Annotated in this window: 20 protein-coding genes; 18 read left to right on the top strand and 2 right to left on the bottom strand. The window is 59.5% G+C overall.

All coding sequences use genetic code 11. The features are described 5' to 3' along the window. Positions 1 to 145: 145 nt before the first annotated feature. The 16 genes from dksA to BK660_RS12470 all read left to right on the top strand — a co-directional run bounded on the left by dksA (position 146) and on the right by BK660_RS12470 (position 21,231). On the top strand, positions 146 to 586 hold the full coding sequence (gene dksA / locus BK660_RS12555) for an RNA polymerase-binding protein DksA (RefSeq protein ID WP_027924150.1): 441 nt from the start codon (positions 146 to 148) through the stop codon (positions 584 to 586). A 202-nt stretch (positions 587 to 788) separates the two neighbouring features. Beyond that, positions 789 to 1,685: a tRNA glutamyl-Q(34) synthetase GluQRS gene (gene gluQRS / locus BK660_RS12550; protein ID WP_123433550.1), complete on the top strand. Its 897-nt coding sequence runs from the start codon at positions 789 to 791 to the stop codon at positions 1,683 to 1,685. Between the two features lie 77 nt (positions 1,686 to 1,762). Beyond that, positions 1,763 to 1,939 carry a hypothetical protein gene (locus tag BK660_RS12545; RefSeq protein ID WP_003176118.1) on the top strand — a complete coding sequence of 59 codons (177 nt, stop codon included), beginning with the start codon at positions 1,763 to 1,765 and terminating at the stop codon, positions 1,937 to 1,939. Then, positions 1,923 to 4,877, top strand: a complete 2,955-nt coding sequence (locus BK660_RS12540; protein WP_027924152.1) for a sensor histidine kinase — start codon at positions 1,923 to 1,925, stop codon at positions 4,875 to 4,877. The genes BK660_RS12545 and BK660_RS12540 overlap by 17 nt, the downstream gene beginning before the upstream one ends. A 22-nt stretch (positions 4,878 to 4,899) precedes the next feature. After that, positions 4,900 to 6,336 (top strand): sigma-54-dependent transcriptional regulator, encoded by a 1,437-nt coding sequence (locus tag BK660_RS12535; RefSeq protein WP_123433549.1) that lies wholly within the window; start codon positions 4,900 to 4,902, stop codon positions 6,334 to 6,336. Positions 6,337 to 7,241: 905 nt separating this feature from the next. After that, positions 7,242 to 8,642 (top strand): polynucleotide adenylyltransferase PcnB, encoded by a 1,401-nt coding sequence (locus BK660_RS12530; RefSeq protein ID WP_170219149.1) that lies wholly within the window; start codon positions 7,242 to 7,244, stop codon positions 8,640 to 8,642. A gap of 3 nt (positions 8,643 to 8,645) precedes the next feature. Beyond that, on the top strand, positions 8,646 to 9,131 hold the full coding sequence (folK, locus tag BK660_RS12525) for a 2-amino-4-hydroxy-6-hydroxymethyldihydropteridine diphosphokinase (protein WP_123433547.1): 486 nt from the start codon (positions 8,646 to 8,648) through the stop codon (positions 9,129 to 9,131). 367 nt (positions 9,132 to 9,498) lie between these two features. After that, positions 9,499 to 10,299: a 3-methyl-2-oxobutanoate hydroxymethyltransferase gene (gene panB / locus BK660_RS12520; RefSeq protein WP_123433546.1), complete on the top strand. Its 801-nt coding sequence runs from the start codon at positions 9,499 to 9,501 to the stop codon at positions 10,297 to 10,299. Then, on the top strand, positions 10,296 to 11,156 hold the full coding sequence (gene panC / locus BK660_RS12515; protein WP_123433545.1) for a pantoate--beta-alanine ligase: 861 nt from the start codon (positions 10,296 to 10,298) through the stop codon (positions 11,154 to 11,156). Before panB ends, panC begins: the two co-directional genes overlap by 4 nt. Positions 11,157 to 11,353: 197 nt before the next feature. Then, positions 11,354 to 11,734, top strand: a complete 381-nt coding sequence (panD, locus tag BK660_RS12505; RefSeq protein ID WP_003228271.1) for an aspartate 1-decarboxylase — start codon at positions 11,354 to 11,356, stop codon at positions 11,732 to 11,734. Positions 11,735 to 11,963: 229 nt separating this feature from the next. After that, complete coding sequence (gene pgi / locus BK660_RS12500) at positions 11,964 to 13,628, top strand: glucose-6-phosphate isomerase (RefSeq protein WP_027924158.1); 1,665 nt, start codon at positions 11,964 to 11,966, stop codon at positions 13,626 to 13,628. Between the two features lie 227 nt (positions 13,629 to 13,855). Next, a complete protein-coding gene (acs, locus tag BK660_RS12490) occupies positions 13,856 to 15,793 on the top strand; it encodes an acetate--CoA ligase (protein ID WP_123433544.1) in 1,938 nt (645 codons plus the stop codon). Positions 15,794 to 15,844: 51 nt separating this feature from the next. After that, positions 15,845 to 16,717 carry an oxygenase MpaB family protein gene (locus tag BK660_RS12485; protein ID WP_123433543.1) on the top strand — a complete coding sequence of 291 codons (873 nt, stop codon included), beginning with the start codon at positions 15,845 to 15,847 and terminating at the stop codon, positions 16,715 to 16,717. A gap of 156 nt (positions 16,718 to 16,873) precedes the next feature. Further along, positions 16,874 to 17,890 carry a class I SAM-dependent rRNA methyltransferase gene (locus tag BK660_RS12480; RefSeq protein WP_123433542.1) on the top strand — a complete coding sequence of 339 codons (1,017 nt, stop codon included), beginning with the start codon at positions 16,874 to 16,876 and terminating at the stop codon, positions 17,888 to 17,890. A 93-nt stretch (positions 17,891 to 17,983) separates the two neighbouring features. After that, entirely contained in the window at positions 17,984 to 20,935 is a 2,952-nt protein-coding gene (locus BK660_RS12475; protein WP_123433541.1) for a DUF748 domain-containing protein, read from the top strand. A 5-nt stretch (positions 20,936 to 20,940) separates the two neighbouring features. Further along, entirely contained in the window at positions 20,941 to 21,231 is a 291-nt protein-coding gene (locus BK660_RS12470; protein ID WP_123433540.1) for a DUF2845 domain-containing protein, read from the top strand. Between the two features lie 290 nt (positions 21,232 to 21,521). On the opposite strand, the gene BK660_RS12465 is transcribed toward BK660_RS12470, so the two are convergent. Both BK660_RS12465 and BK660_RS12460 read right to left on the bottom strand, forming a co-directional pair. Next, a complete protein-coding gene (locus BK660_RS12465; protein ID WP_123433539.1) occupies positions 21,522 to 21,875 on the bottom strand; it encodes a BON domain-containing protein in 354 nt (117 codons plus the stop codon). Between the two features lie 310 nt (positions 21,876 to 22,185). Beyond that, positions 22,186 to 22,608: a pilin gene (locus BK660_RS12460; protein ID WP_027924165.1), complete on the bottom strand. Its 423-nt coding sequence runs from the start codon at positions 22,606 to 22,608 to the stop codon at positions 22,186 to 22,188. 225 nt (positions 22,609 to 22,833) lie between these two features. On the opposite strand from BK660_RS12460, the gene pilB reads away from it, so the two are divergent. After that, complete coding sequence (pilB, locus tag BK660_RS12455) at positions 22,834 to 24,534, top strand: type IV-A pilus assembly ATPase PilB (RefSeq protein WP_123433538.1); 1,701 nt, start codon at positions 22,834 to 22,836, stop codon at positions 24,532 to 24,534. 2 nt (positions 24,535 to 24,536) lie between these two features. Continuing rightward, positions 24,537 to 25,754, top strand: coding sequence for a type II secretion system F family protein (locus BK660_RS12450; RefSeq protein ID WP_123433537.1), 1,218 nt, complete (start codon positions 24,537 to 24,539; stop codon positions 25,752 to 25,754). Position 25,755: the final 1 nt, after the last annotated feature.

The following is a 25,755-nucleotide window of genomic DNA, read 5'->3' as shown; positions in this document are numbered from 1 at the left end:
CCCGCGGGCCACTACCTCGACATCCGGGAGTAGCGCGCCCCGATTTGATCTGGTAAGTTCGCCCGCTTGCAGCCGCAGGGCCGGCAGGTGTCGGTGATGGAGCAATCCTGCGCAATGGATTACAAGAGTAGAGGCGGTCTATTTCATGTCCACCCAAGCAAAGCAGCAAACCACGACGATCAGCGGCTTCGAACCCTACAAAGAAGTTAAGGGCGAGGAGTACATGGGCAAGCCCATGCGTGCTCACTTCACCAAGATCCTGAACAAGTGGAAACAGGACTTGATGCAGGAAGTCGACCGTACGGTTGATCACATGAAGGACGAAGCGGCCAACTTCCCGGACCCGGCAGACCGTGCCAGCCAGGAAGAAGAGTTCAGCCTCGAGCTGCGTGCCCGCGACCGCGAGCGCAAGCTGATCAAGAAGATCGACAAGACGCTTCAGCTGATCGAAGACGAAGAATATGGCTGGTGCGAGTCCTGCGGCGTCGAGATCGGCGTCAAGCGACTGGAAGCCCGCCCTACCGCCGACATGTGCGTTGACTGCAAGACCCTGGCGGAAATCAAGGAAAAGCAAGTCGGCAAGTAACAGCGACTTGATCGAAAAACGGAGCGTGCGAACGCTCCGTTTTTGTTTCTGATATTTGCCTCTGCGAGGAACACTGTGGGAGCGAGCCTGCTCGCGAAAGGGCCATCAGCTTCAATATTGATGGTGGCTGATACACCGCTTTCGCGAGCAGGCTCGCTTCCACAGGTGACTGGCGCAAGCCCGGAAAAGTAACATTGCCCTCATGACTGCCATCGCCTCCCCCACCTACATCGGGCGCTTCGCCCCCACGCCCAGTGGCCATTTGCATTTTGGTTCGCTGGTCGCTGCACTGGCCTCGTACCTCGACGCCCGCTCCGTGGGTGGCCGCTGGCTGATGCGCATGGAAGACCTCGACCCGCCACGGGAAGAACCCGGCGCCCAGGCGGCGATTCTCAAGGCACTGGAGAGCTACGGCTTCGAGTGGGACGGTGAAATGGTCCGCCAGAGCGACCGCCACGAGGCTTATGCCGAAGTGCTCAATCGCCTGTTCAACCACGGCCTCGCATACGCCTGCACCTGTTCGCGCAAGCAACTGGAGCCGTATCACGGTATTTATCCGGGACTGTGCCGCAATGCCGGCCATGGCACCGAAGACGCGGCCATTCGCCTGCGCGTTCCCGAACTGGAATACCACTTCATCGACCGCGTGCAAGGCGAATACCGCCAGCATTTGGGCCGCGAGGTCGGCGATTTCGTGATTCGTCGCCGCGACGGTCTCTACGCTTATCAACTGGCCGTGGTGCTGGACGATGCCTGGCAAGGCATCACCGACATCGTGCGCGGTGCCGACCTGCTGGACTCGACGCCACGACAGCTCTATCTGCAAGAATTGCTCGGCCTGCGGCAACCGCGTTACCTGCACATCCCGCTGATCACCCAGCCCGATGGCAACAAACTCGGCAAATCCTACCGCTCGCCACCGCTGACCGAAGATCAGGCGACGCCTTTATTGCTGCGGGCATTGCGCGCACTAGGGCAAAAACCTGGCACCGAACTGGCTGATGCCAGCCCGCGGGAAGTGTTGAACTGGGGCATTGCCCACTGGGATGCGTCGCTTATCCCGCGCACACTGAACCTGCCCGAGGCGCAACTGCAGTGATCGCACTTGCAGTGGCGCGCCCATCCGTTACCATCGCCGCACGTTTTCGGGCACGCGCATAAAAAAGAGAGGCCGGGATGTACATCTATCGCTTGGTCCTGCTCCTGGTAGTGGGGATTTATCTGTTCTCCCCGGCCATCATGGATTGGTGGATCGACGCCACTGGCGCCTGGTATCGCCCTTATTTGCTCTGGCTGATTCTGATCGTCGTGACCTTCATCCTGCAGAGCCAAAAAGATGCCGATGAGCTTTAGCCTGACCCAGATGATCCTGATCAGCGCCGCCTACCTGGCGGTGCTGTTCGGCGTGGCCTGGGTCAGCGAACGGGGCATGATTCCCCGGGCGATCATTCGCCACCCGTTGACCTACACCCTGTCATTGGGCGTTTACGCCAGCGCCTGGGCGTTTTACGGCACGGTGGGCCTGGCCTATCAGTACGGCTACGGCTTCCTGTCCAGTTACCTCGGGGTCTCCGGCGCATTTTTGCTGGCGCCGGTGTTGCTGTACCCGATCCTGAAAATCACCCGCACCTATCAACTGTCGTCTCTGGCCGACCTGTTCGCGTTCCGTTTCCGCAGCACATGGGCCGGCGCGCTGACCACTATTTTCATGCTGATCGGTGTGTTGCCGCTGCTGGCCTTGCAGATTCAAGCGGTCGCCGACTCCATCGGCATCCTCACCCGCGAACCGGTGCAGCATCGGGTCGCCCTGAGCTTTTGCGCGCTGATTACCCTGTTCACCATTTTCTTTGGCTCGCGCCACATCGCAACGCGCGAGAAGCATGAAGGCCTGGTGTTCGCCATTGCCTTCGAGTCGGTGATCAAGCTGATCGCCATCGGCGGCGTCGGCCTGTATGCGTTGTACGGCGTGTTCGACGGCCCGCAACAGCTGGAATTGTGGTTGCTGCAAAACCAGACCGCCCTCGCCGCCCTGCACACGCCGCTGCAAGAAGGGCCGTGGCGGACGTTGCTGCTGGTGTTCTTCGCTTCGGCGATTGTGATGCCGCACATGTATCACATGACCTTTACCGAAAACCTCAACCCGCGCTCGCTGGTCAGTGCGAGCTGGGGCCTGCCGCTGTTCCTGCTGCTGATGAGCCTGGCAGTGCCGCTGATTCTCTGGGCCGGCCTGAAACTCGGTGCTACCACCAACCCTGAATACTTCACGCTGGGCATCGGCATCGCTGCCAACAGCAAGGCCTTGGCACTCTTGGCTTACGTCGGCGGTTTGTCGGCGGCGAGCGGCCTGATCATCGTCACCACCCTGGCGCTGTCCGGGATGGCCCTGAACCATCTGGTGTTGCCGCTCTATCAGCCACCGGCCGAAGGCAACATCTACCGCTGGCTGAAGTGGACCCGCCGGGCGCTGATCGTGGCGATCATCATGGCTGGCTACGGTTTCTACCTGCTCCTGGGTGCAGAACAGGATCTGGCCAACCTCGGCATCGTCGCGTTTGTCGCCACGCTGCAGTTCCTGCCCGGTGTCCTGTCGGTTCTGTACTGGCCGACCGCCAACCGCCGCGGCTTCATTGCCGGTTTGCTCGCCGGGATTCTGGTGTGGCTGGTGACCATGCTGTTGCCGCTGGTGGGCAACCTGCAGGGTTTCTACATCCCGCTGCTGAACATGATCTACGTGCTGGACGACACCAGTTGGCACATGGCGGCGATTGCCTCGCTGGCTGCCAACGTGCTGATGTTCACCCTGATCTCGCTGTTCACCAACGCCAGCCCGGAAGAAGCCAGTGCCGCCGAAGCCTGCGCCGTGGACAACGTGCGTCGCCCGCAACGCCGCGAATTGCACGCCGCGTCGCCTCAGGAATTCGCCACGCAGTTGGCAAAACCCTTGGGCGCCAAGGCCGCGCAGAAAGAAGTCGAGCAGGCACTGCGCGACCTTTATCTGCCCTTCGACGAGCGCCGGCCTTACGCCTTGCGCCGCTTGCGTGACCGCATCGAAGCCAACCTGTCCGGCCTGATGGGCCCGAGTGTGGCGCAGGACATGGTCGAAACCTTCCTGCCCTATAAGGCTGGCGGCGAAAACTATGTCACTGAAGACATTCACTTCATCGAAAGTCGTCTTGAGGATTACCACTCGCGCCTGACCGGCCTGGCCGCTGAACTTGATGCCCTGCGCCGCTATCACCGCCAGACCTTGCAGGAACTGCCGATGGGCGTCTGCTCACTGGCCAAGGATCAGGAAATTCTCATGTGGAACAAAGCCATGGAGGAGCTGACCGGGATTGCCGCGCAACGTGTGGTCGGGTCACGCCTGAGCACCATTGCCGATCCGTGGAAAGAATTGCTGCAAGGCTTCATCAATCTGCCGGACGAGCATTTGCACAAACAGCACCTGGCCCTCGACGGCCAGACCCGCTGGTTGAACCTGCACAAAGCCGCAATCGATGAACCGCTCGCCCCGGGTAACAGTGGCTTGGTGTTACTGGTGGAAGACCTGACCGAAACCCAGATGCTCGAAGACAAACTGGTGCACTCCGAGCGTCTGGCCAGCATCGGGCGACTCGCGGCAGGTGTGGCCCATGAAATCGGTAACCCGATCACCGGCATCGCCTGCCTCGCGCAGAACCTGCGCGAAGAACGTGAAGACGATGGCGAGTTGAAGGAAATCAGCGGGCAGATCCTCGAGCAGACCAAACGCGTGTCGCGCATCGTCCAGTCGCTGATGAGCTTTGCCCACGCTGGCAGCCACCAGCACAGCGATGAGCCCGTCTGTCTGGCCGAAGTGGCGCAGGATGCCATCGGTTTGCTGGCCCTGAACCGACGCAATTTCGAAGTGCAGTTCTATAATCTGTGCGACCCCGATCACTGGGTCGAAGGCGATCCGCAGCGACTCGCCCAAGTACTCATCAACCTGCTCTCAAACGCCCGTGACGCCTCGCCTCCAGGCAGCGCAGTGCGCGTGAAAAGCGAAGCCGGCGAACACACGGTCGACCTGATCGTGGAAGACGAAGGCAGCGGTATTCCGAAGAACATCATGGACCGATTGTTCGAACCTTTCTTCACCACCAAGGATCCTGGCGAAGGCACCGGTCTGGGCCTTGCACTGGTCTATTCCATCGTTGAAGAGCATTATGGACAAATCACCATCGACAGCCCGGCTGATGTTCAAAGCCAACGCGGCACCCGTATCCGGGTGACCTTGCCGCGTCATGTCGAAGCGACGTCCGCTGTGAACTGAGACCGTCGAGAGTATCGAATCAATGCCGCACATTTTGATCGTCGAAGACGAAACAATTATCCGCTCCGCCTTGCGCCGCCTGCTGGAACGCAACCAGTACCAGGTCAGCGAAGCCGGTTCAGTGCAGGAAGCACAAGAACGCTTCACTATTCCCACGTTCGACCTGATCGTCAGTGACCTGCGTCTGCCGGGCGCTCCGGGCACCGAGTTGATCAAACTCGGCCAGGGCACGCCAGTGCTGATCATGACCAGCTACGCCAGCCTGCGGTCGGCGGTCGACTCGATGAAGATGGGCGCGGTGGATTACATCGCCAAGCCTTTCGATCACGATGAAATGCTCCAGGCTGTCGCCCGTATCCTGCGTGATCGGCAATCGTTGCCGGCCGGTGGCGAAGCGCCTGTTGGCAAAGCCACCAATGGCGCTGCGAAAGCGGGCGTCGATAACAGCAACGGCGAAATCGGCATCATCGGTTCGTGCCCGCCGATGCAAGACCTTTACAGCAAAATCCGTAAAGTCGCGCCAACCGATTCCAACGTGTTGATCCAGGGCGAATCCGGCACCGGTAAAGAACTGGTGGCGCGCGCCCTGCACAACCTGTCCAAGCGCGCCAAGGCGCCGATGATTTCGGTGAACTGCGCGGCCATTCCGGAAAGCCTGATCGAGTCCGAGCTGTTCGGTCACGAAAAAGGCGCATTCACCGGCGCCAGCGCCGGGCGTGCCGGTCTGGTGGAAGCAGCCGACGGCGGCACCCTGTTCCTCGACGAGATCGGCGAACTGCCTCTGGAAGCCCAGGCCCGTTTGCTGCGCGTATTGCAGGAAGGCGAAATTCGCCGGGTGGGTTCGGTGCAATCGCAAAAGGTCGACGTACGTTTGATCGCCGCGACGCACCGCGACCTCAAGAGCCTGGCAAAAATCGGCCAGTTCCGTGAAGACTTGTATTACCGCCTCCACGTGATCGCCCTGAAACTGCCGGCCTTGCGTGAGCGTGGTGCGGACGTCAACGAAATCGCCAATGCCTTCCTGGCGCGACAGAGCGCGCGGGTCAACCGCACCGATCTGAAATTCGCCCCGGATGCCGAGCAGGCGATTCGTCACTACTCCTGGCCCGGTAACGTTCGCGAGCTGGAAAACGCTGTCGAGCGCGCTGTGATCCTGTGCGAGAGCCCGGAGATTTCTGCCGAGCTGCTGGGTATCGACATCGAGCTGAGCGGCCTGGAAGAGGACGAGTTCATCGGCCTGGCACCGCAGCAGGGCGGCAATGGCAGTAACTCCAGCCATGAACCGACCGAAGACTTGTCACTCGAAGACTACTTCCAGCACTTCGTCCTCGAGCATCAAGACCACATGACCGAAACCGAGCTGGCGCGCAAACTCGGGGTCAGCCGCAAATGCCTGTGGGAGCGTCGTCAGCGCCTGGGCATCCCGCGGCGCAAGACTGGTGTCGCCAGCGAAAGCTGAATGTCACCTGTCTGAGGTGTGGGTAACACATGACTTTGTGAAAAAACTGTTACCCCAGTTTTTTCACGTAACAGAAGCCGGGGCTTACGGTAACGAAGCCCCGGCTTTTTTTGGCCTCGAAAAACCCCACCAAACGACCTAACCCCTTGTTTTACTGGGGTTCGAAAAAGTTGGCACGCACCCTGCTATATGTTTGGTACAAGAACAATAACAAGCAATGCATAACATAATAAAAATAAGACGAATCGACTCACGCACAATAAAAACAAGACGGCGAGAGGCGCAGCTAACTGATTCTTTTGGAGAGGCGTTGTATTTGGGGCTTGCCCCACGACCAGGCCGAGAATAATAAAAAACTGTCCTAAGACAGTGCCTGAACTGGTTGGATCGCAAGATCACTGCAGCACAGCGACCAAAGCAATCCGTTTGCTCTTGGCTCCCGATTGGGAGGGTCATGAAGGAAAAGCTTCATGGCGAGGGCACTTAACAAAAACAAAAAGCCCGAAACCAATAATAAAAATAGAGCATGCAACTACTTCTTGGGGAGCTTCGGCTCCCCTTGTAGTTTCTGGCGTTTACGCCGAAGTCCCCAAACCCCGCCCGACCTGTAGCAGCTGCGTTCGGCTCGTGTAGCAGCTGTCGAGCAGCGCGAGGCTGCGTCCGGCTGCGAAGCAGTCGCAATACAGACGACCCATTTAATTTGACACACCGCAATTACGACGGCTTCGCCGCCGGACGCAGCCTCGCGTTGCTCGTCAGCTGCTACACGGATAGCGTCTGCCAGATACCCCCTTCAAGCGCTTGCGCAGCTTCCTACACCATCCCTCGACTAAATGCTAGAATCCCCGCCCATCATGCGGTCATTCTTCTGTTATGGCCGAACATTCCTTCAAACAGTGCATCCCATGCTGAAGAAGCTGTTCCAGTCATTCCGTTCTCCCAAGCGTCATACGCAACACATTCGCAGTACGCCTGAAGTGCTCAACAGCGGCCAACACTCGCTGCAAAAGGCCCAATTCAGCCGTTACGCGGTGAATATCGTCGAACGCCTGCAGAACGCCGGTTACCAGGCTTACCTGGTCGGCGGCTGCGTGCGTGACATGCTGCTCGGCATCACGCCGAAAGATTTCGACGTCGCCACCAGTGCCACGCCTGAACAGGTGCGCGCCGAATTCCGCAATGCGCGGATCATCGGTCGCCGATTTAAACTGGTGCACATTCACTTCGGTCGCGAAATCATCGAAGTGGCGACCTTCCGCGCCAATCACCCGCAAAACGACGAGGAAGAAGACAGCAACCAGTCTTCCCGTAACGAAAGCGGACGCATCCTGCGCGATAACGTCTACGGCACCCTGGAAGAAGACGCGCAACGCCGCGACTTCACCATCAACGCCCTGTATTACGATCCGGTCAGCGAGCGCATCCTCGATTACGCCAACGGCGTGCACGACATCCGCAATCACCTGATCCGCCTGATTGGCGACCCGAAACAGCGCTACCAGGAAGACCCGGTGCGGATGCTGCGGGCCGTGCGTTTTGCCGCCAAGCTGAATTTCGGTATCGAAAAACACAGCGCCGCGCCGATCCGCGAGCTGGCACCGATGCTGCGCGAGATTCCGTCGGCCCGCCTGTTCGAAGAAGTGCTCAAGCTGTTCCTCTCCGGCCACGCCGCGGACACCTTCGAGATGCTGGTCGACCTGCAGCTGTTCGATCCACTGTTCCCGGCCAGTGCCGAGGCGCTGGAATACAACCCGACGTACACCCACACCTTGATCAGCGATGCGCTGGTCAACACGGACCTGCGCATCAAGCAGAACAAACCGGTCACTCCGGCGTTCCTGTTTGCCGCCCTGTTGTGGCCTGCCCTGCCGGCTCGCGTATTGCGTCTGCAAGAACGTGGCATGCCGCCGATTCCGGCCATGCAGGAAGCCGCTCACGAGCTGATTGCCGAACAGTGCCAGCGCATCGCCATCCCGAAACGCTTCACCATGCCGATTCGCGAGATCTGGGACATGCAGGAGCGCCTGCCACGCCGTAGCGGCAAGCGCGCCGATCTGTTGCTGGAGAATCCGCGGTTCCGTGCCGGTTACGACTTCCTGCTGCTGCGCGAAAGCGCCGGCGAGCAGACCGATGGCCTGGGCGAATGGTGGACGGATTATCAGGACGCCAACGACAGCGAACGTCGCGACATGATCCGCGACCTCAGCGGCAAGGAAGACGGCACCGGCGCACCACGCAAACGTCGCCGCAGCGGTGGCGCCAAGCGTAAACGCGCTGCCGGCGCACCGAGCGTCTCGGGCGAGTAATCCATGGAACGCATCTACATCGGCATGGGCAGCAATCTGGCTGACCCCGCCGAACAATTGCGCAGCGCCGTCGAAGCGCTGGCGCAATTACCGCAGACCGAACTGGTCGGGGTGTCCGCTTTCTATCAGAGCGACTCGCTGCTACCCGGCCAACCGCGTTACACCAACGCGGTCGCCGCCCTCGACAGCACACTCGCGCCGCTGGACCTGCTCGATGCGCTGCAAGCCATCGAGAATGGGCAGGGGCGCGAGCGTCTTGAGCGTTGGGGCCCTCGTACGCTGGATCTGGACATCGTGCTGTTTGGCGATCGACTGATCGATGAGCCTCGTCTCAAGGTTCCGCATTACCACCTGCAGGAACGGGCCTTCGTCCTGTATCCGCTGGCCGAACTGGCGCCTGTGAATTTGCGTCTGGCCGATGGCCGCAAGCTGAAAGATTTACTCGCAGCCTGCCCGTTCGTCGGCCTGGAACGCCTCCCACAAAATTGACGCAAATCTAGTGTGAGAGCGGGCTTGCTCGCGAATGCGGTGTGTCATTCAGCTTATTTGTTGACTGTCACACTGCATTCGCGAGCAAGCCCGCTCCCACATTAGTTTTATGTCGAACATGAGATCGATAGTTGCTGAATCGCATCAGTTACCCCGGTAACACCCCTGTCGTAACAATGCGGTAACACATGCAATTGACTTCCCGAGTTCTCCTCACGACTATAGGCGTCCCGCTGCCGCCAACACGGCGTTGAAGGGCGCAATCCAGGCCGTAAAAGCACGACAACAGACCGTGCGCCTGTATTTAACGAAGAATCACGCGCGTTACTCGCAGTAGTTTCCACAGCGCCTGAATGAGGATCTTTTCATGCCAGCCATCACCCTGACCACTCTGCAAGGTCTGAAGCAAAAAGGTGAAAAAATCACCATGCTGACCTGCTATGACGCGACCTTCGCCCACGCCTGTAATGAGGCTGGCGTCGAAGTGCTGCTGGTGGGCGACTCCCTCGGCATGGTTTTGCAAGGTCACGACAGCACCCTGCCCGTGACGACTGCCGAAATGGCTTACCACGTCGCAGCCGTCAAACGCGGCAACACCGATGCGCTCATCCTCGCCGACCTGCCCTTCATGGCCTACGCCACCACCGAACAAGCCATGACCAACAGTGCCCTGTTGATGCAGGCCGGTGCGCACATGGTCAAGGTAGAAGGTGCACTGTGGCTGGCGGACTCGATTCGGCTGCTGGCCGAGCGCGGCATCCCGGTGTGCGCGCACCTGGGGTTGACGCCGCAATCGGTGAATATCCTGGGCGGTTACAAAGTCCAGGGCCGCAACGAAAACCAGGCGCGGCAGATGCGTGCCGACGCGATTTCGCTGGAACAGGCCGGTGCTGCCATGTTGCTGCTTGAGTGCGTGCCGAGCGAACTGGCGGAGGAAATTACCCAGGCGGTGGGCATTCCGGTGATCGGAATTGGCGCCGGCAGTGGCACCGACGGCCAGGTGCTGGTCTTGCACGACATGCTGGGGTTGTCGATTACCGGTCGCGTGCCAAAATTCGTGAAGAACTTCATGACCGGCCAGCCGACCCTTCAAGCAGCCCTGAGTGCTTACGTGACTGAAGTCAAAGCGGCGACTTTCCCAGGTATCGAACACGGATTCTCTGCATGAACACCGTAAAAACCGTACGCGAACTGCGGGCCGCCGTGGCCCGCGCCCGCAGCGAAGGCAAGCGCATCGGCTTCGTGCCGACCATGGGCAACCTGCACAGCGGTCATGTCGCGCTGATTACCAAAGCCTCCCAACGGGTGGATTTCGTGGTCGCGAGCATTTTCGTCAACCCGCTGCAATTCGGTGCCGGCGAAGACCTCGACAAGTACCCGCGCACCCTCGCCGCAGACCAGGAGAAACTGCTCCAGGCCGGTTGCCACCTGCTGTTTGCGCCGACTGTTGAAGAAATGTATCCGGACGGCATGGCCGGCCAGACGCGTGTCAGCGTTCCGCTGCTGTCGGAAGGCCTGTGCGGCGCCAGCCGTCCGGGGCATTTCGAAGGTGTGGCAACGGTGGTCAGCAAGCTGTTCAACATGGTCCAGCCGGACCTGGCGATCTTCGGCCAGAAAGACTTCCAGCAACTGGCGGTGATCAAATCCCTGGTGCATGACCTGAACATGCCGATCCAGATCATTGGCGAACCGACCGTCCGCGCGGCCGATGGCCTGGCGCTGTCGTCGCGCAATGGTTTCCTCAGCGAAGAACAGCGTGCCGTGGCACCGGTGGTCTATCGCACCCTGAGTTCGATTGCCGACGCGATCAAACAGGGTGATCGGGATTTCCCGGCGTTGATCGACGCGCAAATCAAGCAGCTCGAAGCCGCGGGATTGCGCACCGACTACCTGGAAATTCGCCATGGGCTGACCTTGCGCCCGGCGACACCGGAAGATCGTGACCTGGTGATTCTGGTGGCGGCGTTCCTCGGCACCACGCGGTTGATCGACAACCTGCACCTGAACCTAGACGCCCCCGCCTAAAACACCGCAAAACAAATGTGGGAGCGGGCTTGCTCGCGAATGCGGTGTATCAGTCAGCATTGATATTGACTGACACACCGCATTCGCGAGCAAGCCCACTCCCACAGTAGATCTGCGTCTGATTCCAAGCTGTATTGCTGCCTCCAAAGCCTTCGGGCAAACTGCCCGCCGTTCGATTCCGACCTGGGGAAACACTCATGCACGCCATCATGCTCAAGGCCAAGCTGCATCGCGCCGAAGTTACCCACGCTGTACTTGATTACGAAGGCTCCTGCGCCATCGACGGCGAATGGCTGGACTTGTCCGGCATCCGTGAATACGAGCAAATCCAGATCTATAACGTCGACAACGGCGAACGCTTCACCACCTACGCCATCCGTGGCGAAGAAGGCTCGCGCATGATTTCGGTCAACGGCGCCGCTGCCCACAAGGCCAAGGTCGGTGACCGAGTGATCATCTGCGCTTACGCTCATTACAGCGAAGCCGAGCTGCTCAACTTCAAGCCGCGCATGCTCTACATGGCACCGGGCAATGAACTGAGCCATACCAGCAACGCCATTCCGGTCCAGGTCGCCTGATCGAGCCGTAGTCCTGTCTTTTTTCCGTTTGTCGGCCGCTTCTAACTTTGATGTTAAAAAAGTACCGGAAACAGGTCAGACAAAGTCAAGACAGATCAAGGCGCGGGGTTTACTGTATTCGCCCTGCGCCATGAAATCGTGTCGACGCAGTTGACCGGACGCCGACCCGCAGCGCTCCGGGATTTTTAGTGATCAAAAAGCCGTTCAAGTAAAAAGGAAACCCGCAGCGATGGCGTACTACCGCACTCCTCACGACGTGACCGCCCTGCCCGCCTGGCAGGCGTTGAATGATCACCGCCAAGCCATGCAGGATTTCAGCATGCGCGAAGCCTTTAATGCCGACCCGCAGCGCTTTACCCAATTCACCCTGAGCAGCTGCGGGCTGTTTCTCGATTACTCGAAGAACCTGATCAACGCCGAGACCCGCAACCTGCTGGTGGGCCTGGCCAATGAAGTCGACCTCAAGGGCGCGATCAAGTCGTTGTTCGAAGGCGAAATCGTCAACGCCTCCGAAGGTCGTCCGGCCCTGCACACCGCACTGCGCCGCCCGGTAGGCGACAAGCTGTCGGTCAACGGCGTCAACGTGATGCCTGAAGTACACAAAGTGCTGAACCAGATCACCGACCTCGTGGGCCGCATCCACGACGGTCTGTGGCGCGGTTACACCGAGAAGCCGATCACCGACGTGGTGAACATCGGCATCGGTGGCTCGTTCCTCGGCCCGGAACTGGTGTCCGAAGCGCTGCTGTCCTACGCCCAAAAAGGTGTGCGCTGCCACTACCTGGCGAACATCGACGGCAGTGAGTTCCACGAACTGACCCAGAAGCTGCGCGCCGAAACCACGCTGTTCATCGTGTCGTCGAAGTCTTTCAACACCCTCGAAACCCTGAAGAATGCCCAGGCCGCTCGCGCCTGGTACCTGGCTCAGGGCGGTTCGGAAGCCGAGCTGTATCGTCACTTCATCGCCGTATCGAGCAACAACGCGGCAGCCGTGGCGTTCGGCATTCGTGAAGAAAACATCTTCCCGATGTGGGACTGGGTCGGCGGCCGTTACTCTCTGTGGTCGGCCATCGGTTTGCCGATTGCCCTGGCCATCGGCATGTCGAACTTCAAGGAACTGCTGTCCGGTGCCTACACCATGGACCAGCATTTCCAGACCGCGCCATTCGAACAGAACATGCCGGTTCTGCTGGCCTTGCTCGGCGTGTGGTACGGCAACTTCTGGGGCGCACAAAGCCACGCGATCCTGCCGTACGACCACTACCTGCGCAACATCACCAAGCACTTGCAGCAGCTGGACATGGAATCCAACGGCAAGAGTGTGCGTCAGGACGGCACCCCGGTGTCCACCGACACCGGTCCGGTGATCTGGGGCGGCGTCGGTTGCAACGGCCAACACGCTTATCACCAGTTGCTGCACCAGGGCACCCAACTGATCCCGGCCGACTTCATCGTGCCGATCGTCAGCTTCAACCCGGTGTCCGACCACCACCAGTGGCTGTACGCCAACTGCCTGTCGCAGAGTCAGGCGCTGATGCTCGGCAAGACCCTTGCCGAAGCCGAAGCCGAGCTGCGTGACAAAGGCATGAGCGAAGAAGACGTGAAGAAACTGGCGTCGCACAAGGTGATCCCGGGCAACCGTCCGAGCAACACCCTGGTGGTCGAACGCATCAGCCCGCGTCGCCTCGGCGCACTGGTGGCGATGTACGAACACAAAGTCTTCGTGCAAAGCGTGATCTGGGGCATCAACGCCTTCGATCAGTGGGGCGTGGAGCTGGGTAAAGAACTGGGCAAAGGCGTCTACAACCGCCTGGTCGGCAGCGAAGAAACCCCGGCTGACGATGCTTCGACCCAAGGCTTGATCAACTACTTCCGCGGCCGTCACCGCGGTTGATCTGACGCCTTGCCCACAGGTTTGAAACACAAAACCTGTGGGCAACACCAACCCCCTGTGGGAGCGGGCTTGCTCGCGAATGCGGTGTGTCATTCAGCTTAAGTGTTGACTGACACACCGCATTCGCGAGCAAGCCCGCTCCCACATTGGTTTTGTGTATGACTTGAACCCGCTGACCGCTCGGCGCATCTTTATTACTTGTCGCAAAACAAGCATAAGGAACCGTCATGTTCGATATCAGCACGTTCCCCAAAGCCGATGCCGTCCGCCGGGCTGCGCATTTGAGTCAAGACGACTATCACCGCCTGTACCGCGAATCCATCGAGCACCCCACCACCTTTTGGGCCGAACAAGCCTTGCGCTTTCTCGACTGGAGCACGCCGTGGGACACCGTCCAGCGCTATAACCTGAAAACCGGCGAAGCCAGCTGGTTTGCCGGCGGCAAACTGAACGTCAGCTACAACTGCATCGACCGTCATCTGCAACAGCGCGGCGATCAGATCGCAATTATCTGGGAAGGCGACGATCCCGCCGAATCCGCACAGATCACCTACAAAAAACTCCACCACAACGTCTGCCGACTGGCCAACGTGCTCAAAAGCCGTGGCGTGAAGAAAGGCGACCGTGTGTGCATCTACATGCCGATGATTCCTGAAGCCGCCTACGCCATGCTCGCCTGCACGCGAATCGGCGCGGTGCATTCGGTGGTCTTCGGCGGGTTCTCCCCGGACTCGGTGCGCGATCGAATTCTCGATGCCGATTGCCGTACCGTAATCACCGCCGATGAAGGCGTGCGCGGCGGCAAATTCGTGCCGCTTAAAGAGAAAGTCGACAAGGCACTGGAGGGTTGCCCCAACGTCAGCACCGTAATCGTGGTCGAGCGCACACAAGGTAAAGTGAATTGGGTTGAAGGCCGCGACCTTTGGTATCACCAGGCCTTGCGTGACGTCAGCGACGATTGTCCGCCGGAGCCGATGGACGCCGAAGACCCGCTGTTCATCCTCTACACCTCCGGCAGCACCGGTAAACCCAAAGGCGTGTTGCACACCACCGGCGGCTACCTGCTGCAAGCGGCGATGACCTTCAAATACGTGCTCGACTACCGTGATAACGAAGTGTTCTGGTGCACCGCCGATGTCGGCTGGGTCACCGGCCACAGCTACATCGTCTACGGTCCGCTGGCCAACGGCGCGACCACGCTGATCTTTGAGGGCGTGCCGAGTTATCCGACCAGCTCGCGGTTCTGGCAAGTGATCGACAAACACCACGTGAACATTTTCTACACCGCGCCAACTGCGTTGCGTTCGCTGATGCGCGAAGGGCCGGAACCGCTGAAGGAAACGTCCCGCGCCAGCCTCAGATTACTCGGCAGCGTCGGTGAGCCGATCAACCCGGAGGCGTGGGATTGGTACTTCAATGCCGTCGGCGAACAACGTTGCCCGATAGTCGACACCTGGTGGCAGACTGAAACCGGCGGCATCATGCTCAGCCCGCTGGTCAGCGCGCAACGGATCAAACCAGGGTGCGCCACGCAACCGATGTTCGGCGTGCAACCGGTGTTGCTCGATGAGACGGGCAAGGAAATCCAAGGCGCCGGCAGCGGCGTGCTGGCGATCAAATCCAGCTGGCCGGCGCAGATCCGCAGCGTCTACGGCGACCCGCAACGGATGGTCGACACCTACTTCAAACCCTACCCCGGTTATTACTTCACCGGCGACGGCGCGCGACGCGATGAGGACGGCGACTACTGGATCACCGGGCGCATCGACGACGTGATCAACGTCTCCGGTCACCGCATCGGCACCGCCGAAGTGGAAAGTGCCCTGGTGCTGCATGACAGCATTGCCGAAGCCGCTGTGGTCGGCTACCCCCACGACCTCAAGGGCCAGGGCATCTACGCCTTCGTCACGCCGATGAACGGCACCGAGCCCAACGACGTACTGAAGAAAGAATTGCTGGCCCACGTCAGCAAGGAAATCGGCAGCTTCGCCAAACCTGACCTGATCCAATGGGCCCCGGCCTTGCCGAAAACCCGTTCGGGCAAGATCATGCGGCGTATCCTGCGCAAGATCGCCTGCAACGAACTGGACACCCTGGGTGATACGTCGACCCTGGCCGATCCGAGCGTTGTTCAGGACCTGGTCGATAAACGCCTGAACCAATAAGCCCGACGCGGCCAGCCATGGCCGCGTTTCATTTTTCGCCACTGAGTCGCCATGGAATTCATCCGCACCCGCATCGAAACCCAAGTCATGAGCCTGACCGGTCTGTCCCTCGGCAAGCTCGACCTGGAAAACCCCAAGGGTGATCCGGGCCTGTTCGGCCCCGACTCGGTGAGCTGGCAAGTGCACGGCGATTTCAGCAGCATGCTCATCGGCGGCATCAGTGCGCTGATGCTGCAAGCCTTGCATCCCCTGGCCCTGGCCGGGGGTTGGGACCATTCGAATTTCCGCGAGGACATGCTCGGCCGACTGCGCCGTACCGGGCAGTTCATCTCCGGCACCACGTTTGGCTCAAAGAAAGATGCCGACTGGCTGATCGAGAAAGTCCGCACCATCCACCTGCAAGTGACCGGCACCGCGCCGGATGGGCGCCCCTATGCGGCCAGCGATCCGGACCTGTTGACCTGGGTGCACGTGGCCGAGGTCAGCAACTTCCTCGCCGCGCATTTGCGTTACCGCAACCCGCATCTGTCACTGGCCGACCAGGACCGTTACTACGAAGAAATCGCAATGATCGCCGAGCGACTGGGCGCCCGTGATGTGCCCCGTTCACGACAGGACATCGCTGATTACCTTCAGCGCATTCGCCCACAGTTGCTGTGCGATGAACGCAGCCGTGAAGTCTTGCGACTGTTGTTGAATGCACCATCGCCCAGCCGTCTGGCCAAGCCTTTTGGTGGGCTGATGATGCAGGCCGGGATCGATCTGCTGCCGGACTGGGCCAGTGACATGCTGGGCGTCAGCCAGAACCCGTTGCAACGCCAACTGATCCGCGCCAGCGTCAATCGCAGTGCGCCGATGTTGCGCTGGGCGGTGCGTAATGGATCGGTGCAGCGGGCGAAGCGGCGAATGGGGTTGCTCACCTGAAAAGCTAAAAGCTTCGCGAGCAGGCTCGCTCCCACATTTGATCGGTGTCGAACACAAAATCCCTGTGGGAGCGAGCCTGCTCGCGAAGGCAGCACCTCGGTATGGCTTCAAGCTGTTAAACTCCCGCGCCAAATTCCCTCCTGCAAGGCGCCCAGCATGTCTACCTTGAATCAGGCGCTGCGCGCCGCCCTGGAACATCGCCAGGACCTGCTTGCCGAACTGCATCAGCAAGGCACCGATTGCTATCGTCTGTTCCACGGCAGCCAGGAAGGCGCCGGCGGCCTGACCATCGACCGCTACGGCCCGCAACTGCTGGTGCAAAGCTTTCACCAGTCGCTGGAACGCGATGCGCTGCTGCAAGTGCACGAGGCAATCAATCAGCACTTGGGCCTCGACACCCTGCTGGTCTACAACGACCGCTCCCGTGGCAATTCACGGATCGACCGCGAAGACACGGTCTACCGGGCCGATGAAGCCGCGCTGGCGGACCTGATAGGCCACGAATGGGGCCTGAACTATCGTGTTCGCGGGCGTCACGCTGGCCAGGACCCGCTGCTGTTCCTCGACCTGCGCAACACCCGCGGCTGGGTCAAGGCACACAGCCAAAACAAAAGTGTGCTCAACCTGTTTGCCTACACCTGTGGCGTCGGCCTGAGCGCTGCGGCCGGTGGCGCCCGTGAGGTGTGCAACCTGGATTTTGCCGAAGGCAACCTGGCGGTCGGCCATGAGAACGGACTGCTCAATCCACAATTGCCTGCCATGGAGTTCATCCAGTCCGATTACTTCCCGGCCATCCGCCAATTGGCGGGCCTGCCGATCAGTCAACGGCGCGGGCAGAAACTGCCGAGCTACCAGCGACTGGAACAGCGTCAGTACGACCTGGTGCTGCTCGACCCTCCCGCCTGGGCCAAGAGTGCTTTCGGCACCGTCGACCTGCTGCGCGACTACCAGAGCCTGCTCAAACCCGCACTGCTGACCACCGCCGACAACGGCGTGCTGATCTGCTGCAATAACCTGGCAAAGGTCAGCATGGACGACTGGCGCGAACAGGTATTGCGCTGTGCAGAGAAGGCCGGGCGACCGGTGCGCGAGTGGACCGTGATGAAGCCGGGCGGGGATTTTCCGTCGATGGATCAACAACCTCCGCTGAAAACGCTGATCCTGCAGCTCTGACATTCCGCCTGACTTTCAGACAATTCCTATAAAGCGTGATGGCTTCGGAACCGTAATCGCGTGCCATACTCCAAGGCACTTTGATTCAGACAGATGAAGCCACACATGCCCAAAGGATTGATTCGCGCTATCGGCGCCTTGTTGACTGCTCTGGCTCTCTACAGCTTGCTGGGGTTTCTGATTTTGCCGGGCATCGCGTTGCGGGTTGCCAACCAGCAATTGGCCAACTACGCCACGGTGCCCGCCCACCTGCAACGGATCGAACTCAACCCGTTCAGCCTTGAAGTGACCCTTTGGGGGCTGGTCATCGGCGAGCCGGGCAAGGAGCAGATCGGCTTCGAACGCCTGTACGCCAATGTGCAAGTCGACAGTCTCTGGACCAAGGCCGTGCATCTGTCCGACATCGAACTGGACAAGCCCAAGACTGAAATCCTCTTCGGCAAGGACGGCCAGCTCAACCTGCTCGGGCTGTTCAAACTGCCCGCGAGCGAACCGACCCCTGCCGACCCGAACGCCAAGCCATTTCCGCTGCGCGTGGACCGGATCAATCTGGCGGGCGGCGCGGTGCACTTCGAAGACTCGCGCCCCAGCGAACCGATTGAATTTCTCTACGACAAACTCGACTTCGAGCTGAAAAACCTCAGCACCCTGCCCGACGACAGCGCCGACATGACCCTGGTGGCCATCGGCCCCAACGGCGGACAGGTCGACTGGACCGGCAACTTCAGCCTGATCCCGCTCGCCTCCGAAGGTAAGCTGAAAATCACCGATGGCAAGATGCAAGCCTTCTGGCCCTATGTGCGCGACGCCGTGCCCCTGGACCTCGAAAGCGGCATCATGAGCCTCAGCACCGACTACAAACTCAACCTGTCCAAAGAAACCGAACTGCTGCTGAACAACGTCGCGGTCAGCATCGCACCGTTCGCGATCAAGGCCCCGGACGGCCGTCCTTTGGCGAAGCTGGCACGACTGGACATCAGCGAAACCACAATCGACCTGGCCAAGCAGCAAGTGGTGGTCGGCAAGATTCGCAGCCAGAAACTGGAAACCTGGGCCTCCCTCGAAGCCGATGGGCAACTCGACTGGCAAAAGCTGTTCGCCAGCCAACCGTCCAAACCTGCCGCCAAAGCCAATGCCGAACCCGCCAGTACGCCAGCGGCAGCCGACTCGCCCAAGCCTGAACCGGCGCCACCGAGCAAACCGTGGCAAGTGCTGCTCAAAGACGTACAGCTGCGCGATTACCAGGTGCACCTCGCCGACCGCAAGGCACAACCCGCCGTAGCGCTGGAAGTCGGCCCGTTGAACCTGGACCTGCAGAATTTCGACAGCCTTAACGGCTCGCCTTTCAATCTCAAGCTCGACACCGGCGTGGGCAAACAGGGCAAGCTCCTGGCCGACGGCGTGGTCAATCTCGCCCCGGTCAGCGCCAAACTGAAGGTGCAGACCAAAGACATCGACCTGCGTGTCGCCCAGTCCTACATCACCCCGTTCATTCGCCTGGAACTGCGCAGCGGCATGCTCGGCAGTGACCTGACGGTCGATCTGAAAAGCACCGAACCGCTGGCGTTCAGCGTCACCGGTCGTGCTCAGGTCGATCAGTTGCACACCCTCGACACCCTTAAAACCCGCGACTTTCTCAAGTGGCAACAACTGGTGCTCGAAGGCCTGAACTATCAGCATGGTGACAGCCTGTCGATCGACAAGGTCAACCTGTTCCAGCCGTATGCGCGCTTTATGATCAACGATGATCGCACCACCAACATCGATGACCTGTTGATCCCGCAACCGCCCGACAGCGGCGCCAAAACCACCGCGGCCAAACCGGCCAGCAAAGACAAACCACTGGGTATTCACATCGGCGGCATTGCCATCAATGACGGTTCGGCCAACTTCGCCGACTTCAGCCTGACACCGAACTTCGCCACCGCCATCCAACAGCTCAACGGACAGATCGGCACCATCGACAGCCGTCAGGCGAAACCGGCCAGCGTGGATATCAAAGGCAAGGTTGACCGTTATGCACCGGTGACCATCAAGGGCGCGGTCAATCCGTTCGACCCGATGGCCAGCCTCGACATTGCCACCAGTTTCAAACGGGTAGAACTGACTACCCTCACGCCCTACTCCGGCAAATTCGCCGGGTATCGCATCCGCAAGGGCCGGCTCAATCTCGATGTGCATTACCTGATCACCAAAGGCCAGCTCAAGGCCGAGAACAAAGTGGTGATCGAGCAATTGCAACTCGGTGAAAAGGTCGACAGCCCGGATGCCGTGAGCCTGCCGCTGAAACTGGCGATTGCCTTGCTCAAGGATGTCGATGGCAAGATTTCCATCGAGTTGCCCGTCACCGGCGACCTCAATAATCCGCAATTCAGCATCATGCCGATTGTCTGGCAAACCCTGCGCAACCTGATCGTCAAAGCGGCCGCTGCGCCGTTCAAACTGATTGGCGGACTGGTCAGTGGCGGCGGTTCCGAGGACCTGGGCACCGTGTCGTTTGCGCCGGGTTCAAGCGACTTGAGCAAGGACGCCGAAGGCGCTCTGATCAAACTGTCCCAGGCCTTGAAGGAACGTCCGGCCCTTCGCCTGGAAATCGAAGGCACGGCCGCCGCCAGCAGCGACGGCCCGCTAATTGCCGAACAACGCCTGGAACGTGAATACCAGTACAACTACTACAAAATGCTCCAGCGACGCGGCGACAAGGTGCCGGCCCAGGCTTCATTGGTGCAGGTCCCGGAGAACGAGAAAGGCCCGCTGCTGGAAGGCATCTACCGCACGCGCCTGAAGACTCAGCCGCCAGCCGAATGGAAGGACCTGGGCAAGGAAGAACGCACCGCGAAAATGCGTGCCGACGTGATCAAGTTCTGGAGCACCAGCGACGTGCTGTTGCGTCAGTTGGGGCAAGAACGCGCCAGCAGCATCAAGGACTATCTGGTGGATAAGGGTCAGTTGGCCGATGACCGCGTGTACTTCGTCGACGCCAACCTTGGCGAAGCCGAAAGTGACGGCTGGGTGGTGACGCCGTTGCATCTGGACGCGGAGTGAGGGTGATGCGATTGCTAGCGGGCCTGGCATTGGTGATGGCTGCCAGCCAGGCCTCGGCGGCCGATACGCTGCGCTGCGGCAGTCAATTGATCAGCGTTGGGGACCGGTCCAGCGAAGTGCTGCAGAAATGCGGGGAACCGGTCAGCCGCGACTTGTTAGGCTACAAACGTAGCGCCAACCGCCGCGAGGAGTTTCAGGTGGAAGAATGGACATACGGGCCCAATGGCGGGATGTACCAGTTCCTCAGGTTTGAAGGAAATCGCCTGACGCAGATCACCAGCAAACGCGGTAACTGAACTCACCACAGTCTCAAAGGGCCACAATCAAAAATGTGGGAGTGGGCTTGCTCGCGAATGCGGTCTCTCATTCAGCATCTGTGTTGACTGAACCAGCGCATTCGCGAGCAAGCCCGCTCCCACATTTGATCTTTGTTGCTGTTCCAAATAGAACAGGCCCCCGACACGAATGTCGGAGGCCTGTAATGGCCACATCCTTATGGCCGTTCGCATGAACTCCTAAGAAGCGGCAGGCGTATTGCTCGGCCCGTCTGCCACACCTTCTCCCGGTCCAGGCGAGAAGTCTTGCCTTACTCGGCTTTCAGGCCGTCAGCGGAGACCGCTTTGACGCCTTTGATTTTCTTGGTGATCGCCACGGCGGTGGCTTTCTGGGAATCAGTCACTGCAACAGTGGACGACAGCGACACAACACCTTTATTGGTTTCGACTTTGATGTCGGTACCAGGAATGCCTTTTTCGGTCAGCAGGTCGCTTTTGACTTTGGTGGTGATCCAGGTGTCGGAAGTAGCTTCCTGAGCCTTGTCGACTTCACCTGCAGCCAAGGTCATTGGCGCTTGGGTGGTGGTGGTCTGTGCGAATGCTGCGTTGGCCATGGTCAGGGTCAGCGCGGTAGCAGCAGCGGCAGCGATAGCGAACTTCTTCATACGAGTAACTCCTGTTTTTCTAGAAAGTCTGCTGGTTGTCTTCTCAGCAGGGTTACTGGGTATATTGCGAACGCTGTGCCAACTTTGAGACGACTAACAACTCCTTATAAATCAACAGGTTACGAATTAGCCCCATTTTCGAAATCATGCAAAATGCATGACCTTGGAAATCTCTGCATGCAACATGCGGGATTTCACAAAGTTCCTAACACGCTGAATTTTTTGGCTTTTTTTCTGTGTCTGGAAGGCATTCGCAAGCAAAAAAAAGCCCCGAGTCCTTTGGACGCGGGGCTGTACGGGAAGTCGCCGTTTACGTAGCGGAACCCGTGCAACCTTTAGGCACGTAATCTTGTTGAGCGGTGCTGGTACACGACCAGCCATTGGTAGCATCGCGGGTCAATGTAATGGTCTTGCTCAGCACTGGCGCCGGTGCATTCAGAATCGTGCACACAATCGTACCCGCGCCTGTGGAAGCCGTACCGGTCACCGCGACCGTACAATTGCTGGTCGTGGCGCTACCTGCCGGCGCCACGTTGGCAACCGTTGGCGCAGTGCCCTGGTTGATCACATCTTCATACGGCACCTTCATCGCGGAAATCTCGGCCAAACCCGCCGTCACTTTCGCCCGCGCCTGATATTTGGAATACATCGGCAACGCAAACGTCGCGAGGATCCCGATGATCGCCACCACGATAAGCAGTTCGATCAGGGTAAAACCTTTCTGAGTCTTCATAGACAAGCTCCATGCATGAGTCGGAATCTCATGATCTGAAAGAACTCCAGCACAGCCCGTGCCAAGCGCTACAGCCCCTGCTGGCGGGACGCGGGATCGATCAAAAGAGCTTTCCTACACCCAGCAACCGCACTATCTGACACTTTTTGTCACCTCAACACGGCTGGTTGGGCTCGGGTCCTTGACTAGGCTATAAGTCATGAACTGTCTGCGTCCGGTATCCCAATGAATGACATCGCCCTTAGCGGTCTGGCCAAGCAATTGGTCCTGGCCGAGCTGCTCACTGACAAAAGCGCGCAACAGGCGTATCAGCAAGCCCAACGCAATAAAATCTCCCTGGTCAGTTATCTGGTGCAGAACAAGCTGGTGAAGAGCCGACAGATCGCCGAGATCGCCTCGGAGCATTTCGGCATGGCGCTGCTTGACCTCAATGGCCTGGACAAGGAAACCCAGCCCAAGGGACTGGTCAGCGAAAAGCTGATCCGCCAGCACCACGCCCTGCCCCTCTGGCGGCGCGGCAACAAGTTGTTCGTGGGGGTTTCCGACCCGACCAATCACCAGGCGATCAATGACATTCAGTTCAGCACCGGGCTAAACACCGAAGCCATCCTGGTGGAGGACGACAAACTCAGCGAGGCCATCGAGAAGTTCTTCGACAGCCATGCCAGTGGCCTGGAAGACATGGCGGACGTTGACCTCGATGGGTTGGACATCGAGTCGGCCGACGACAGTAAAAATGACGCCATCGCCGGGCAGGATGCCGATGACGCCCCCGTGGTGCGGTTTGTCCACAAAATGCTGCTCGACGCGATCAAGAGCGGATCGTCCGACCTGCATTTCGAGCCCTACGAAAAAACCTACCGCGTGCGGATGCGCACCGACGGCATGTTGCGCGAAGTGGCCAAGCCGCCCATCCAGTTGGCCAGCCGCATTGCGGCGCGGCTGAAAGTCATGGCCAGCCTGGACATCTCCGAGCGGCGCAAACCTCAGGACGGGCGGATAAAGATGCGCCTGTCCAAAAGCAAGTCCATCGACTTTCGGGTCAATACCCTGCCGACCTTGTGGGGCGAGAAAGTGGTGATCCGGATCCTCGACCCGGCCAGCGCGCAAATGGGCATTGACGCGCTCGGCTACGAGCCCGACCAGAAAGACCTGTACATGGCCGCCCTGAAGCAGCCACAGGGGATGATTCTGGTCACCGGGCCCACCGGCTCGGGCAAGACCGTGTCGCTCTACACTGGCCTGAATATCCTCAATACCGTGGACATCAACATTTCCACCGCCGAAGACCCGGTGGAGATCAACATGGAAGGCATCAACCAGGTCAACGTCAATCCCAAGCAAGGGCTGGATTTTGCCCAGGCACTGCGTTCATTCCTGCGCCAGGACCCGGACGTGATCATGGTCGGCGAAATCCGCGACCTCGAAACCGCCGAAATCGCCATCAAGGCTGCGCAGACCGGGCACATGGTGCTGTCCACCTTGCACACCAACAGCGCCGCCGAAACCCTGACCCGATTGCACAACATGGGCATTCAGGGCTTCAACATCGCCACCTCGGTCACCCTGATCATCGCCCAGCGATTGGCGCGTAAATTGTGCAACCACTGCAAGACCCCCATCGAGATCCCCCGCGAAGCGCTGCTCAAGGAAGGCTTCCCCGAGGAACGCATTGGCTCATTCACGATCTATGAACCGGTCGGTTGCGATCAGTGCAACGGCGGCTACAAAGGGCGAGTCGGGATTTATGAAGTGGTGAAGAACACCAAGGATTTGCAACGGCTGATCATGGCCGAAGGCAATTCGCTGGAAATCGACAGCCAGATGCGCAAGGACGGTTTCAACGACTTGCGCACCTCGGGCCTGATCAAGGCCATGCACGGCCTCACCAGTCTTGAAGAAATCAATCGGGTCACCAAGGACTGAACATGGCGGTCAAAGCAGCAAAAATCAGCGTCTATGCCTGGGAAGGCACAGACCGCAAAGGCACGAAAATGACCGGCGAGTTGAGCGGCCAGAACCCGGCGTTGATCAAGGCCCAACTGCGCAAGCAAGGCATTAACCCGGGCAAGGTGCGCAAGAAATCCGCGTCGATTTTCAGTTTCGGCAAACGCATCAAGGCCCAGGACATTGCCCTGTTCACCCGGCAGATGGCGACCATGATGAAAGCCGGCGTGCCGCTGTTGCAATCGTTCGACATCATCGGCGAAGGCTTCGATAACCCGGCCATGCGCAAGCTGGTGGACGAGGTGAAACAGGAAGTGGCGGCGGGTAACAGCTTCGCCGCCTCCCTGCGCAAGAAGCCGCAGTATTTCGATGAGCTCTATTGCAACCTGGTGGACGCCGGCGAGCAGGCCGGTGCCCTCGACACCCTGTTGGAGCGCGTTGCGACCTACAAGGAAAAGAGCGAAAGCCTCAAGGCCAAGATCAAAAAAGCCATGACCTACCCGCTGGCCGTGGTCTTCGTCGCGATCATTGTCACCGGGATTTTACTGGTCAAGGTCGTGCCGCAGTTCGAGTCGGTGTTCAAAGGCTTTGGTGCCGAACTGCCGGCGTTCACGGTAATGGTCATCGGCCTGTCGGAATTCATGCAGCAGTGGTGGTGGGCGATGCTCGGCGGGTTGTTCGCGGGCATTTTCGGCGTGCGTCACGCCTTCAAGACATCCCCGGGGTTTCGCGACTGGCTCGACACCTGGCTGTTGAAACTGCCGCTGATTGGCACACTGATGTACAAATCTGCCGTGGCCCGCTACGCCCGTACGTTGTCGACCACCTTCGCCGCTGGCGTGCCATTGGTCGAAGCGCTGGATTCAGTGGCCGGCGCCACCGGCAACATCGTCTTCAAGCGTGCGGTGCTGCGCATCAAGCAGGACGTGTCGACCGGCATGCAGCTGAATTTTTCCATGCGCACGTCCGGCATCTTTCCCAACATGGCGATTCAGATGACGGCCATTGGCGAAGAGTCCGGTGCGCTGGACGACATGCTCGACAAGGTCGCGAGTTTCTACGAAGACGAAGTGGACAACATGGTCGATAACCTCACCAGCCTGATGGAGCCATTCATCATGGTCGTGCTCGGTGTTATCGTCGGAGGCCTGGTGGTTGCGATGTACCTGCCCATCTTCCAACTTGGCTCAGCGATCTGAC

Origin of the sequence: Pseudomonas brassicacearum (assembly GCF_003732265.1) — a bacterium.
In the GTDB taxonomy this organism is placed as follows: domain Bacteria; phylum Pseudomonadota; class Gammaproteobacteria; order Pseudomonadales; family Pseudomonadaceae; genus Aquipseudomonas; species Aquipseudomonas brassicacearum_D.
The sequence above is the reverse complement of the archived record's forward strand: the minus strand, read 5'-3'. Positions and strand labels throughout refer to the sequence as shown.

Coding starts and splice junctions, on each gene's coding strand:
- folK (WP_123433547.1), top strand. CDS start 8,646: ATGGAACGCATCTACATCGGCATGGGCAGCAATCTGGCTGACCCCGCC.
- BK660_RS12545 (WP_003176118.1), top strand. CDS start 1,763: ATGTACATCTATCGCTTGGTCCTGCTCCTGGTAGTGGGGATTTATCTG.
- BK660_RS12465 (WP_123433539.1), bottom strand. CDS start 21,875: ATGAAGAAGTTCGCTATCGCTGCCGCTGCTGCTACCGCGCTGACCCTG.
- BK660_RS12485 (WP_123433543.1), top strand. CDS start 15,845: ATGGAATTCATCCGCACCCGCATCGAAACCCAAGTCATGAGCCTGACC.
- panB (WP_123433546.1), top strand. CDS start 9,499: ATGCCAGCCATCACCCTGACCACTCTGCAAGGTCTGAAGCAAAAAGGT.
- panD (WP_003228271.1), top strand. CDS start 11,354: ATGCACGCCATCATGCTCAAGGCCAAGCTGCATCGCGCCGAAGTTACC.
- acs (WP_123433544.1), top strand. CDS start 13,856: ATGTTCGATATCAGCACGTTCCCCAAAGCCGATGCCGTCCGCCGGGCT.
- gluQRS (WP_123433550.1), top strand. CDS start 789: ATGACTGCCATCGCCTCCCCCACCTACATCGGGCGCTTCGCCCCCACG.
- BK660_RS12480 (WP_123433542.1), top strand. CDS start 16,874: ATGTCTACCTTGAATCAGGCGCTGCGCGCCGCCCTGGAACATCGCCAG.
- panC (WP_123433545.1), top strand. CDS start 10,296: ATGAACACCGTAAAAACCGTACGCGAACTGCGGGCCGCCGTGGCCCGC.
- pilB (WP_123433538.1), top strand. CDS start 22,834: ATGAATGACATCGCCCTTAGCGGTCTGGCCAAGCAATTGGTCCTGGCC.
- BK660_RS12460 (WP_027924165.1), bottom strand. CDS start 22,608: ATGAAGACTCAGAAAGGTTTTACCCTGATCGAACTGCTTATCGTGGTG.
- BK660_RS12530 (WP_170219149.1), top strand. CDS start 7,242: ATGCTGAAGAAGCTGTTCCAGTCATTCCGTTCTCCCAAGCGTCATACG.
- BK660_RS12540 (WP_027924152.1), top strand. CDS start 1,923: ATGCCGATGAGCTTTAGCCTGACCCAGATGATCCTGATCAGCGCCGCC.
- dksA (WP_027924150.1), top strand. CDS start 146: ATGTCCACCCAAGCAAAGCAGCAAACCACGACGATCAGCGGCTTCGAA.
- pgi (WP_027924158.1), top strand. CDS start 11,964: ATGGCGTACTACCGCACTCCTCACGACGTGACCGCCCTGCCCGCCTGG.
- BK660_RS12450 (WP_123433537.1), top strand. CDS start 24,537: ATGGCGGTCAAAGCAGCAAAAATCAGCGTCTATGCCTGGGAAGGCACA.
- BK660_RS12470 (WP_123433540.1), top strand. CDS start 20,941: ATGCGATTGCTAGCGGGCCTGGCATTGGTGATGGCTGCCAGCCAGGCC.
- BK660_RS12475 (WP_123433541.1), top strand. CDS start 17,984: ATGAAGCCACACATGCCCAAAGGATTGATTCGCGCTATCGGCGCCTTG.
- BK660_RS12535 (WP_123433549.1), top strand. CDS start 4,900: ATGCCGCACATTTTGATCGTCGAAGACGAAACAATTATCCGCTCCGCC.